The 11,708-nt window shown below is 52.2% G+C and carries 12 protein-coding genes; 9 read left to right on the top strand and 3 right to left on the bottom strand.

Annotated features, from left to right (window positions below; all coding sequences use genetic code 11):
* Positions 1-236: 236 nt before the first annotated feature.
* Positions 237-1,091: a tryptophan 2,3-dioxygenase family protein gene (locus IQ268_RS03375; protein ID WP_193875566.1), complete on the top strand. Its 855-nt coding sequence runs from the start codon at positions 237-239 to the stop codon at positions 1,089-1,091.
* A 73-nt stretch (positions 1,092-1,164) separates the two neighbouring features.
* Positions 1,165-2,763, top strand: a complete 1,599-nt coding sequence (locus IQ268_RS03370; protein WP_228035053.1) for a gamma-glutamyltransferase family protein — start codon at positions 1,165-1,167, stop codon at positions 2,761-2,763.
* Positions 2,764-2,858: 95 nt separating this feature from the next.
* Here IQ268_RS03370 and IQ268_RS03365 read toward each other — a convergent pair whose 3' ends face one another.
* Positions 2,859-3,200, bottom strand: coding sequence for a DUF4870 domain-containing protein (locus IQ268_RS03365; RefSeq protein WP_193875564.1), 342 nt, complete (start codon positions 3,198-3,200; stop codon positions 2,859-2,861).
* Positions 3,201-3,378: 178 nt separating this feature from the next.
* On the opposite strand from IQ268_RS03365, the gene IQ268_RS03360 reads away from it, so the two are divergent.
* Positions 3,379-3,576, top strand: coding sequence for a hypothetical protein (locus IQ268_RS03360; protein WP_193875562.1), 198 nt, complete (start codon positions 3,379-3,381; stop codon positions 3,574-3,576).
* A 147-nt stretch (positions 3,577-3,723) separates the two neighbouring features.
* Here the strand turns inward: IQ268_RS03360 and IQ268_RS03355 are convergent, their stop codons facing one another.
* The gene (locus IQ268_RS03355; RefSeq protein WP_193875560.1) at positions 3,724-4,206 is read right to left on the bottom strand and encodes a hypothetical protein; all 483 of its coding nucleotides are present in this window, start codon (positions 4,204-4,206) and stop codon (positions 3,724-3,726) included.
* Positions 4,207-4,580: 374 nt separating this feature from the next.
* On the opposite strand from IQ268_RS03355, the gene IQ268_RS03350 reads away from it, so the two are divergent.
* The 6 genes from IQ268_RS03350 to IQ268_RS03325 all read left to right on the top strand — a co-directional run bounded on the left by IQ268_RS03350 (position 4,581) and on the right by IQ268_RS03325 (position 10,497).
* Positions 4,581-5,105 carry a pentapeptide repeat-containing protein gene (locus tag IQ268_RS03350; protein ID WP_193875558.1) on the top strand — a complete coding sequence of 175 codons (525 nt, stop codon included), beginning with the start codon at positions 4,581-4,583 and terminating at the stop codon, positions 5,103-5,105.
* 130 nt (positions 5,106-5,235) lie between these two features.
* Complete coding sequence (locus IQ268_RS03345; RefSeq protein ID WP_193875556.1) at positions 5,236-6,756, top strand: NAD(P)/FAD-dependent oxidoreductase; 1,521 nt, start codon at positions 5,236-5,238, stop codon at positions 6,754-6,756.
* Positions 6,757-6,837: 81 nt separating this feature from the next.
* A complete protein-coding gene (locus IQ268_RS03340; protein WP_339383477.1) occupies positions 6,838-7,743 on the top strand; it encodes a DMT family transporter in 906 nt (301 codons plus the stop codon).
* 96 nt (positions 7,744-7,839) lie between these two features.
* The gene (locus IQ268_RS03335) at positions 7,840-8,934 is read left to right on the top strand and encodes an AI-2E family transporter (RefSeq protein WP_193875554.1); all 1,095 of its coding nucleotides are present in this window, start codon (positions 7,840-7,842) and stop codon (positions 8,932-8,934) included.
* A gap of 139 nt (positions 8,935-9,073) precedes the next feature.
* Positions 9,074-9,958 (top strand): carbonic anhydrase, encoded by an 885-nt coding sequence (locus IQ268_RS03330; RefSeq protein ID WP_193875552.1) that lies wholly within the window; start codon positions 9,074-9,076, stop codon positions 9,956-9,958.
* Between the two features lie 5 nt (positions 9,959-9,963).
* Positions 9,964-10,497: a nuclear transport factor 2 family protein gene (locus IQ268_RS03325; RefSeq protein WP_228035052.1), complete on the top strand. Its 534-nt coding sequence runs from the start codon at positions 9,964-9,966 to the stop codon at positions 10,495-10,497.
* Between the two features lie 5 nt (positions 10,498-10,502).
* On the opposite strand, the gene IQ268_RS03320 is transcribed toward IQ268_RS03325, so the two are convergent.
* Positions 10,503-11,636, bottom strand: coding sequence for a toll/interleukin-1 receptor domain-containing protein (locus IQ268_RS03320; RefSeq protein WP_193875550.1), 1,134 nt, complete (start codon positions 11,634-11,636; stop codon positions 10,503-10,505).
* Positions 11,637-11,708 lie beyond the last annotated feature (72 nt).

Genomic DNA, 11,708 nt, shown 5'->3' with positions numbered 1-11,708 from the left:
TAGAGTGTTTGCCGTTTGGACATTGCACCGTTAGATGATGGGTTGCACAAACCTAGTGTAAGGTAAGTGATTCTTCAGTCTAGTTCATCTACCTATTGAACGAGCGATCGCTCGCCTCACATCGGGCTGAACCCAATTTGGCCTGAAATGGCTGGTGAACAGGGGTGACTGTGGGTGCATACCATACGGTTCAACCTCAGCAAACGCACACCATCAGCAAATGAGAGTTCTGTCCTGTGTCTACTCCATACCACCCCCAACCGTTGCCGCCTTTAGATCCAAACCTGGATGTGACGCAAAACCATTATTGGAGCTATCACGATCTAGAAGCACTGCTTCAGTGTAAACGCCCGCTTACAGCGTCTCAGGATGAGGATTTATTTATCGCGGTGCATCAAATTTGTGAGTTGGCGTTTAACCAGATGATCATCGACCTCGATCGCGTTCTGGAGGCGATCGAGACGGCCTTACAAGCCCCAAGCAATGCCATCATTGGCGATACCAGTGAAGCGTGCTACTTCTTTCAACGGGTGTTGAAGCTGTATGAGGTGGCTGTGGGCACAATGCCCATTTTGGGAACCATGCGAGCATTTGCCGAATTTCGCACCAGCATTGGCCCCACCAGCGGCTTTCAGTCGTTTCAGTTTCGCCGACTGGAGATTATGAGCGGAGTGCATAAATATTGGGAGGGCGGCACAAATAACGCTCAAGGCACGCCCCATGTGGCTGAAACAGCATTCGATCGCCAGTATGGAGCCAACCTGGCTCACTGGTTTGACCAGTATCAGCAGCATAATCTGGCGCATTACTACCAGGCTTTACTCGATCGGGCACCAGGCAAACCATTGGCGGAAAAACTGCTGGAATTACAACAGCATCCCTACGCCAAAGCAGTACTGAACGATTTAAAGACCTATGACGAGCTACAAACCCGATTTCATCGTCATCACTTAGGGTTAGCCGTACAGCAACTCAAGTTAGTCGGTGTCGATGTCGGCACAGGCGGCACATCCTTTCGTGACTACCTGGCAAAGTATGAAAAAGAACTGACACCGCTATTTCCAGGATTAAGCGCAGCAAGTTTGACCTGAGGCAATCCCTCAGGCGGTAGAATAAGCCTCTACATATTGCCCCGGCGTTCCTCCCACAGCCACACCAAGCCCTATGGTTTTGCACGTTAATCTCACCGATTATCCCTATCCGTCTGGTCGCCGTGTCATTATGGGTTCTCGGTATGCAGCGGCAACCAGTCAACCGTTGGCGACGCTGGCCGGAATGGAGATGTTTTGGGCGGGCGGAAATGCGGTCGATGCGGCGCTGGCAATGGCGATCGCCCTCACGGTCGTGGAACCCACCTCTAACGGCATTGGCTCCGATGCCTTTGCGCTGGTTTGGGATGGGCATCTGCATGGGCTAAACGCGTCGGGAAAAAGTCCTAAAGCGTTAACACCCGACCACTTCTCGGCCTATGACACGGTACCTCAACTGGGTTGGCTGCCTGTTACCGTGCCAGGAGCAGTGTCAGCATGGCGATCGCTCTGGGAACGTTGGGGAAAGCTGCCGTTTGAACAGCTCTTTGCCCCAGCCATTCGGTATGCCGAAGACGGCTTCCCGGTGTCTCCCGAAACGGCACGAGCCTGGATACATGCCGAATCACTGTTTGTCAGGCAAACGGGCAAGTCTTTTCAGCCCTTAAAGCAAGTCTTTTTTGGGGGCGATCGCGCTCCACGCGCCGGAGAGATGTGGGGCAGCCCTGCCCATGCAGCAACCCTGCGTCAGATTGCCGCCACGGGAGGAGAAAGCTTTTATCGGGGCAGCCTGGCAGAAAAAATGGCCGCTTTTGCGGCAGATACCGAGGGCTTACTGACGCTAGAAGATTTAAAGACCCACCAACCGCTGTGGGTAGACCCGATCTCGACCACCTACCGTGACCTGACGGTGTGGGAAATTCCGCCTAACGGGCAGGGCATTGCCGCCCTGATGGCGTTGAATATTTTGGAAGGGTTAGAGTTGGCTCAATATCCGCGCGACTCGCTTCAGAGCTATCATCTGCAAATTGAAGCCATGAAGCTAGCCTTTGCCGATGTGCAGCAGCATGTGGCCGATCCAGATTGGATGACGCTAGCAACCGAGCATCTGCTCGACAAAACCTATGCGGCAGAGCGGCGAAACCTGATTGGCGATCGTGCCATGCTGGCTCAAACTGGCTTTTTGACGGGTGGAACTGTTTATGTAGCAGCAGCCGATCAGGATGTGATGGTGTCCTTTATTCAGTCCAACTACGAAGGATTTGGCAGCGGTATTCTGGTTCCGGGAACGGGCATTGCCCTGCAAAATCGGGGAATGGGCTTCTCGCTAGCACCCGGACATCCCAACCTGGCTGGATCAGGAAAACGACCATTCCACACCATCATTCCGGCGTTTCTAACGCAGGGCAACGAACCACTGGGGCCATTTGGTGTCATGGGTGGGCACATGCAACCCCAGGGGCATCTACAGGTAGCGGTGAATCTAAGAGACTACGGCATGAATCCGCAAGCGGCATTGGATGCCCCTCGCTGGCAATTTTTGTCTGGGCGATCGGTACTGTTAGAGCAAACTGTACCCCGATCGGTGGCATTGGGCTTGAGCGATCGCGGCCACCAGATCCAAACCACGGCAGAAGGACAGCAATTTGGCAAAGGACAAATTATTTTGCGGCAGAAGGGTGCCCTTGTAGCCGCCTCTGAGCCGAGGGCAGACGGGTTGGCGATCGCTGGCTAGATGCGCCAGGAACTCCAAATCAATAGGGGCGATCCGTGAACCGCCCCTACCCTTACAGTTATTTAGTTTTGCAGAATCTTCGGGAATCCGCTGGTTTAGACCACGCGGAAAATAAACGGATAGCGGAAGGCCGTTTCGGGAGTACGCAAACAATGGGTAATTGCCCAAATGCTAAGCCCCCAATGCACCAACCACCAAATGCCACCAGCCAACCCAAACGTAATAAACGACAACGGTACCAGGATCAGCCCATACAGCCAGACGTTGAGGTGAAAATTGATGGCTTCTTTAGCGTTCTCTTTCACAACTGGGTCTTCTGAGACAACCAGAATGGCGATGGGGATGCCAATCGACACCAGCAACGAACTCAAGAAAATCGACCCATGACACAAAGACGATAGTAACTTGCGTTTGTCTGTGTCGTATGTGCTTTGCATTCAGTATCCTCCTTACCCAGTCAACAAATGCTGTCTTGCTTTAACGGTAGAAATCGCTTACATTTCGATCCTATTCCGTCAGGGTCTGCCTTGTCTGTTGCAATAGGTAGAAGATACCGTACTTTTTGTCGCTAGATTTCCATCGCGAACTATATCCATTGCGAATTACCGGAGTACTATGTCAGAGATTCCCCGACAGCTCGATCCGGCTGAACTGCACGAATGGCAACTCCGCATTGCGGCGGCCAACCTGCACAATATCCTGTGCCATTGCCGTCGTTGCGATCGCGAATGGGTGGCATCAACGCAGGAAGCGTGTTGTTGCGGCAGCACCAGCGTAGAACACATTTCGTGCTGGCAATTTCCCGACGACTAGTACGCTGAGGCGGAGTGAGCATACTGTTATTTCTGCTCCATACTATGTTCTGCCCCGTACTATTCCTGCTCCATACTATTCCTGCCTCGCCACTGGTTCTTGATCCTTTGTTCAGATAACCAACCGATCGATGTCTGCCCGAGCCTACTAAATTGATGAGTGGGAGTGCTTCAGGCAAGAGTTCGCCCGCAAAACCTCATCATAATCGCCGTCCAGCATGAGTCGATAGTGGCAGGGGCGATCGTCTTTCTGAGACTGACAGCTCATGGCCTCAATCAGGCTACCGCTTACAGCTCCAATTCCGGCACCTGTAATGGTCGTCAGTAACGTAGACCCCCAGGCTCCAACGGCAAGCGGAATAGACACTTCTGGCGCAAGGAGTAATGCCAGCCCTGCCACACACCCCCCGGCAGCACCGAGCAACGAGCCAATGACCGAGCCACAGGCGGGTGTGTCTGAGTCGTCGTCTAAATAAGCGTCAAAGGTAGTGACCGTGGGTTCCAGGTCATAAAAATCGGCAGAGAGCCACGCTTGCTGAAATCCCGCTTTTCTTAAATTGCGGAGCGCTTCTTCTGCCGACTGTCGATCGCTAAAGGTTGCTACTGAATATTGATGTTGATTCCAAACCATAATTCCCTCCTGTGTGACACAGAAGCATGACTAGTGGGCACAAGTCAGTTAGGATGTCTGAGCTGCGTAATATGACTTCTGCTGTCACTTATATTTCCAGTAAATAAAACATTTGGTTTGGCAACGCAGCCTGGTGACAAATCTATAAACAAGGAGATATCTGTTAACAAATTGAGCCACAAAGCCCCTAATAACGACCTAATAACTAACAGTGAAATGGGCTAATAGAGCTTGTTTTGCAACGCATTGCAGAGAAACTTAATTTCCAATCGCATAAAAAATAGTTAACATTAAGTTAGATTCAAACCGATGGGCGGAGCTTTTCCCATTCACATCTGATTCACATCTGAATAGTTAGGCTCCTGCTAACAGTCATGGCAGTAAAAAAATTAGCGATCGCCACAGTATTAATTACCTTTGGAATAGCCGCCGTTATCTACACTCCAATTTTTTTGAAGCAGGGACGGGTAAGGCAACTGCTGCAAACCAAGCAATGTGTAGGATGTAACTTGCAAGGCGCAAATTTAGAAGGGCTTGACCTGCGAGGCGTGAATTTAGAAGGCGCAAACTTGAGGCAGGCCAATCTTGAACGAGTGAAGTTAGCCAACGCAAATTTGCAGTCCAGCAATTTAGAGGCAGCCAACTTGAAGCAGGCGGATGTGGGGTGTACTGCCATTCGGTTTAATCTGCGATCGCAGCCCGACAGCACCAACGTCAGCCTCTCCGTAGAGGCCAGCCCCACGCCAATTCCATCAGACAACAGCAACACAATTCTGGGGTTGGATTTGCAGACGAACGAGCAGGGCGCAACGCTCGATCTAAACGTCGGAGGCTGTGCCAATTTAGAGAACGCCAATTTGGCGGGAGCAACCTTACCCGACGGGTCTATCCATCCCTGATTCAGGCACGCATCGAAGCAGTATTGCGCGGCTATCGCTCCACGCTGTTCGTTGCTCCCGTGGGGCGCGATCGCGCGTCAATCTCGTTACAATCGCAAGGGTGAAATCGACAAACGCTTTGGCAGGCTGAATGCAGGACGCAGATGTAATTGTAATTGGTAGCGGCATTGGTGGATTGGTAGCGGCTGCCCTGCTGGCTCGGTACGGGCAACAGGTCATTGTGTGCGAAAGCCATTCCATTCCAGGTGGGGCAGCCCACAGCTTCTCGCGCCAGGGCTTTCACTTTGATTCAGGGCCATCATTTTATTGTGGATTGAGCGATCGCCAGTCTTTGAATCCGCTCCGGCAGGTGCTGGATGTATTGGGCGAAGCAGTAGATGCCATTCCCTACGATCCGCTGGGGCATTATCACTTTCCCGAAGGCACATTCCCGGTCTACGGCAACGCCGACTGCTATCGAGCTGCCGTAGCAGACGTTACGCCCCAGGGTGCCCAAGAGTTTGCCCGGTTGGAACAGCGGTTTTTGCAACTCTACGAAGCAATGCGGCAGATTCCAACGCTGGCACTGCGGGCTGATTTGAATGTGGTTCTCACGTTACTGAGCCGCTATCCGCTGGCGTTGCTAAAGCTGCTGCCCCAACTGGTTTCGGTTCAAGGCTCAGTTGGAGACTTGCTCGATCAAGAAGTACGCGATCCGTGGGTGCGTCGTCTGGTTGACCTGGAGTGTTTTTTGCTGTCTGGGTTGAAGGCTCACGGCACCATTGCACCGGAAGTTGCGTTCATGTTTGGCGAGCGATCGCACTCTGTGATTGATTACCCCGTTGGCGGCAGTGGCGCGATCGTGCAAGCGCTAGTTCGAGGATTAACGAAATGGGGCGGCACGCTGCGGCTGAAGGCTCATGTTGACAAAGTTGTAGTAGAAAACGGCAAGGCGACTGGAGTTATGCTCCGCAACGCTGAACGACTAACCGCACCTGTTGTCATCTCCAATGCCACGATTTGGGACACATACACCCGCCTGTTAAGCCCACAGGATTTGCCTGCTGCCTATCGTCAGGCTGCTCTTAAAACCCCAGCCATAGACAGTTTTATGCACCTGCATTTGGGCATTCGTGCGGATGGGCTGGAGCAGCTAACCGGGCATCACGTCGTAGTTCACGATGCGGCACAGGACATCACTGTTCCTGGCAATACCTGTATGATCTCGATTCCCTCGGTGTGGGATCGTTCGCTTGCCCCAGCAGGACATCATGTGATTCACGCCTATACGCTGGAACCCTACGACGGTTGGCAGCGAGACGAACCTTACGACAGGCAGAAGCGAGAGCGTGCTGAACCGTTGTATCGAGCCTTGGAACGGGTAATTCCCGATCTGCGATCGCGTCTAGTTTTAAACCTGATTGGCACCCCCCTCACCCACGCCCATTATTTGCGACGACACCAGGGCACCTATGGCCCGGCGATCGCCGCCACAGACGGGATGTTTCCCGGTTGCCAAACCCCCATTTCCGGGTTGTATCGGGTGGGAGACAGCACCATGCCAGGAATTGGCGTTCCAGCGGTGGCAGCGTCCGGCATTTTGTGCGCCAATACCTTGGTGAAACCCAGCCAAACAGCAGAATTGCTGGAACAATTGCAGAGCGGTCGCTAACGCCCTCCTGCTGTAGGCGTTTGGCAGTGCCAAGCCCCCACGTATCGTTTCATGTCATCTGGTATTTAACGTCTTCTGATCGTGAACACACTCATCCTTGACTTTAGAGGCGAATTCGCCGCCCTGGGTGCTGCCTTCATTTGGGCGATGGCCTCATTTATTTACATCGGCATTGGCAAACGCATTCCTCCCCTGATATTGAACTTCGCCAAAAGTGGGATTGCGATCGCCTTAATCTTCATTACCGTACTGATAAGGGGAGATGGCGCTCCAGTTATGCCCACGGGTTCGCTAGCCCTGCTATTACTCAGCGGTGCAATCGGGATTGGCGTAGGGGATACGGCTTTCTTTGAGTCGTTGAATTGTTTAGGGGCACGGCGATCGCTGTTATTGGAGGCGTTGTCTCCACCGCTGGCAGCACTGCTGGCGCTGGTCTTTTTAGGAGAGCAGTTAAGCGTAAGCGCCTGGATGGGAATTGGGCTGACTATCGCCGGAGTGGTTTGGGTGGTGGTTGAACGCACACCCGAAACCTTGAAGGGAACGAGCCGTCCACTCCGGGGGATTAGCTTTGGGCTGCTTGCGGCCCTGGGGCAAGCCAGTGGAGCGGTGATGTCTCGAGCGGCATTAGCCACTACAGAGGTCAGCCCACTGTGGAGTACGCTGGCGCGGCTGATAGCGGGAGTAGTGATGTTAGGACTGTGGATTGGAGTGAGGCGGCAATCCTGGCAGTGGTTTCAACCGTTGCAGTCGGTGCGAATGGTCAGCATCTTGATCGGAGCGTCGTTTTTCAGCACGTATCTTGCCATCTGGCTTCAGCAAACGGCGCTTAAATATGCCGCCACCGGGATTGCTCAATCCCTGAGTGCCACCAGTCCGCTGTTTGTCCTTCCCGTTGCGATTTGGTTGGGCGATCGCGTCAGCATACGAGCCATTGTGGGTGTTCTTGTTGCCCTGGGTGGTGTTTGGTTGCTGTTTGATTTTGGCTGATTTTGGCTGGCAGAATAGCTGGTTCATCTTGCCAAACCTGCATTCGTACTGGTTTATAGCAATGGTTTTACTCAGAGAAACATGGCATTAAAGACAATGACTAAATTAGAAACGCTACTGCCACGGTGGCTGATTCTGGGGTTGGCCTTGCCGCTGATCTTTCTAAACGGTTGGTTGTTCCTTCAGTTCCTACAATACTTTTGGCCTGTGGTGAGCGTGTTTGCGGTGGCAACCCTGCTCGCCTTCATTCTGGACTACCCGGTCACTCTGCTGCAAAATCGCGGCATGAGCCGGGGACACGCAACTGGATTGGTTTTTCTGGGGGCACTGGTTGTTTTGATCCTGATTGGATTGCTGCTGCTGCCAGCCCTGGTGGAGCAGTTGACGGAACTAGCAAAATTACTGCCGCAATGGATCGACTCTGGCAATCAGCAAGTTCAAGCCCTACAAAATTGGCTGACCTTCCGCAGAATTCCAGTCAATCTGACCAGCCTAGTCACCCAATTTGCCAGTTTGCTGCCAGAAGAGTTTGAAACCCTGCCCGATGAAATTTTGGCCTTTGTGTTGGGTGCGATCGACAGCCTCTTAGGCGTAATTCTAACGACCGTTCTGGCCTTCTATTTGCTGCTGCATGGCGAAAGTTTTTGGAATGGCATTGCCCGCTGGTTGCCTAACGAACTGGCGCTTCAGGTTCGGCAAGCGCTGCAAACCAACTTCGAAAACTATTTCATTGGGCAAGCAACCATTGCCGCACTGGAAGCAACGGCACTAACGATCGCCTTTTTTCTATTAAAGGTGCCGTTCTTTCTGGTGTTTGGGGTCGGCATTGGAGCAATGGTCTTTATTCCCTTTGGCGACATTGTTGGCGTAACCCTGGTGAGTTTACTGGTAGGTCTACAAAATATCTGGCTAGGCTTGCTGGTACTGGCGATCGCCATCCTGATCGACCAAATTATTGACCAGGGGCTGGCTCCGCGAATTTTGGGAGAACTGATTGGCTTAAATCCGATTTGGATCATTTTGTCGCTGCTCATTGGTGCCAGAATTGGTGGAGCCTTGGGAGTCGTGGTTGCGGTGCCGATCGCCAGTTCCATCAAAAGCATTTCAGATCACTGGCTTCAGCCCAACCCACCGCCGATTTCACCACCTCAACCCGCCCGACTGACCAGTGAAGTATTACCCGAAGTGTAAACGCCGGGTAGGGATACGCCCGGATTCTAATCACCAGATTCTAATCACCATAGGTGTTAACAAATTGATAATCTTGTGATTACGGGAAACAGTTCGAGCGAGAATCAAGAGTGCCCTAGTTTTGGGGATTGTGTGCTTTATGAAAAAACTGCTAAAAGGTCTGCGCGAGTTCAAAACCAGCTACTTTGCGACTCATCAAGCTCTGTTTGAGGAACTATCTCACGCGCAACGGCCACGAGTCTTGTTTATTACCTGCTCTGATTCGCGAATTGACCCCAACTTGATTACTCAGGCTGGACTGGGCGAGTTGTTTGTCATTCGCAATGCGGGCAACATCATTCCTCCCTACGGCGCAACCAACGGCGGAGAAGGGGCAACGATTGAATATGCCGTTCACGCGCTAGACATTCAACACATCATTGTCTGCGGGCACTCCCATTGCGGAGCCATCAAAGGGCTGCTCAAGCTAGAGAAGCTAGAGGATGAGATGCCGCTCGTACACGACTGGTTGAAGTATGCAGAATCTACCCGTCGCCTGGTGAAAGACAACTACGGCACCTACAGCGGTGAGGAATTGCTAGAAGTGGCAGTTGCCGAAAATGTGTTGACACAGATCGAGAATCTACGCACCTATCCGGTCGTTCATTCCAAAATTTACCGAAAGCAATTGCACCTCTATGCCTGGGTCTACATGATCGAGACAGGCGAAGTGTTTGCATACGATCCAGTCAGCCATTCCTACATGCTGCCCCAGAGCCAACTGCCTGAGCTTGCTAAGGATGAAAGCTTGACCAATATGTTTCCAGCATGTGATGCCCTGATCAAAGATGCCGATGACGAGGAGATAGAAGAGGTCATCGTTCATGAGGTTGCAAATTCGCACAAACATCGCTCTCAGGAGGCAACCGCTCAGACTTATCACCGTTCCGAGGAGTTAGTTGTTCCCGGCAATCGCCGCATTCCAACCACTCCGCTCTCGCCTGAGCAACAAGATCGCATCTATCGCGGCTCTGCGGCTCGATAGATACGATGGTGCAGAGGAGCCTGGTTGCGGTTCTGTTGCTGTTGACGCTGGCGGCAGGCGTAGCAATTGAAGTGAATCCTCTACCAGGCTTAACCTACTCTATTTGGCCTGGGCGATCGCTCATCGCCTCTCTACAACCCACGTTGGGTATCGCGTTTCAGGACACAAATATGACCGAACCGGATCAGATTCGAGCGGCGATCGCCCAGGCTCAAATGGCCTGGATGAATGGTAATGCCGATGCCTTTGCAGACCTGTTCACGCCGGATGGAGAATTCGTGGTTCCGGGAAAACGCTGGCAGGGGCAAGACGCAATTCGAGCGGTGATTGCCGACTTTGCCCCTGGCTATACAGATGTCACGATCGCCATTCAACGCATCATCATTGATGGCGATCAGGCCGTTGTAGAGTGGACCTGGCAAGATGTCGAAGCAGCGACAGGCACGCACACTCATGCGGAGGATGCGATCGTGGTTGACTTTGAGGACGGCAAAATTAGCCGCTGGCGCGAATACATTGATACCGATACGCCAGGCTAGTTCATTCAGTCTGCTGCTGCTGCTTGAGATTGACATTGCCTCAGTTCTTCCCGCAGGGCTAGCACTCGTCCCTGCGATCGGTCTAAGTCTGCTTGCGTTCTTTGCAGAATCTCCAGTCTAGAATCACCAGCCTGTACGCTGCGTGCAGCAACCGCCAACGCCTGCTGCGCCTCTGCCAGTGCTGCTTTACTTTGAGCGAGTTCTGCCGTAATAGTGGCTAGCTCCCGCTTTGCGTTTTGTACCTGTTCTTGCTCAGTTTGCAGACTTTGTTGGGTCTGTTCCAATTCACGTCTAGCCTGGTTTAAAGTCTCCACGACAGCAACGGCTTCTGATGCAGCATTAGCCGCTAGCCGTTCTGCGCTTTCCGCCTCTGCTAATGCCTCTTTTTCGCGCTGTTCTGCCTGGTCTGCTCGTTGGGCGGCGGCCTGTGCTGCTTGATTTTGAGCTTGAATGTCTTGTCTAGCCCAAACGACTGCTAAAGCAGCGATCGCCAGCATAATACTCATAGCTCCAGCCCCAATGGCAACCAGTCGTTTGGCGCGGCGGCTGCCATTTTCAGCTTCACGACTCTTACTGATATAGTTTTTGTGCAATTCAATGGGTACAGGAACGTTGGTGTCATTCTGTTTGAGCCATTGTTCTGCGTCTTTTAAATCATCGCCTCGCAGCAAAAAACTGTCGTTGCGGCCTTTGTTATCCCATTCCTTTGCTTTGACCAGCAGGCGAGTATGGGAACGGACATGCTCCAAATCGGTGTCGATCGCTTGAATCAACGACTGAAAAGCAGGATTAAATTCATCCGTTTCTCGAAAGAAGAGCCAGTTGTGTTTCGACAAAGCCGGGTGAATAGTTAGCCCGTCAACATCACGGTGTACTACTGCCAACAGCCGTTTGTGGTTAGCGACAGCGCAGTCAATCTCCTGGTTACAAACCTTCGAGCTAACTGAATCTGGACTAATAACAAAAATAAAGGTGTTGGATGCCTCAATTCCAGCCTCAATTTCTTTCCACCATTCGGTACTCGGCAGGATATCTTGCCAGTCAATCCAGGTATCGTGATTGCTTCGACGCAATGCTTCATGCAGCATATGGACAAACTCCTTATCACGGCGGGAATAGGAGATGAACACGTCAGCCATACTGCTGTCCTCAGCCCTGAGATCGACTTTGTTTCAAAATACAACTTTTTCTCTGCTAACTACAAAGTGAGG

The organism is Oculatella sp. LEGE 06141 (assembly GCF_015207605.1).
Taxonomy (GTDB): domain Bacteria; phylum Cyanobacteriota; class Cyanobacteriia; order Elainellales; family Elainellaceae; genus Oculatella.
Note: the sequence above shows the minus strand (reverse complement) of the source record. Positions and strands in the feature narration are given on the sequence as shown.

What these genes read in the sequence shown, in the direction of transcription:
- IQ268_RS03360 (WP_193875562.1), top strand. Translation starts at nt 3,379, where the DNA reads ATGTCAGAGATTCCCCGACAGCTCGATCCGGCTGAACTGCACGAATGG.
- IQ268_RS03355 (WP_193875560.1), bottom strand. Translation starts at nt 4,206, where the DNA reads ATGGTTTGGAATCAACATCAATATTCAGTAGCAACCTTTAGCGATCGA.
- IQ268_RS03335 (WP_193875554.1), top strand. Translation starts at nt 7,840, where the DNA reads ATGACTAAATTAGAAACGCTACTGCCACGGTGGCTGATTCTGGGGTTG.
- IQ268_RS03370 (WP_228035053.1), top strand. Translation starts at nt 1,165, where the DNA reads ATGGTTTTGCACGTTAATCTCACCGATTATCCCTATCCGTCTGGTCGC.
- IQ268_RS03320 (WP_193875550.1), bottom strand. Translation starts at nt 11,636, where the DNA reads ATGGCTGACGTGTTCATCTCCTATTCCCGCCGTGATAAGGAGTTTGTC.
- IQ268_RS03345 (WP_193875556.1), top strand. Translation starts at nt 5,236, where the DNA reads ATGCAGGACGCAGATGTAATTGTAATTGGTAGCGGCATTGGTGGATTG.
- IQ268_RS03350 (WP_193875558.1), top strand. Translation starts at nt 4,581, where the DNA reads ATGGCAGTAAAAAAATTAGCGATCGCCACAGTATTAATTACCTTTGGA.
- IQ268_RS03330 (WP_193875552.1), top strand. Translation starts at nt 9,074, where the DNA reads ATGAAAAAACTGCTAAAAGGTCTGCGCGAGTTCAAAACCAGCTACTTT.
- IQ268_RS03325 (WP_228035052.1), top strand. Translation starts at nt 9,964, where the DNA reads ATGGTGCAGAGGAGCCTGGTTGCGGTTCTGTTGCTGTTGACGCTGGCG.
- IQ268_RS03365 (WP_193875564.1), bottom strand. Translation starts at nt 3,200, where the DNA reads ATGCAAAGCACATACGACACAGACAAACGCAAGTTACTATCGTCTTTG.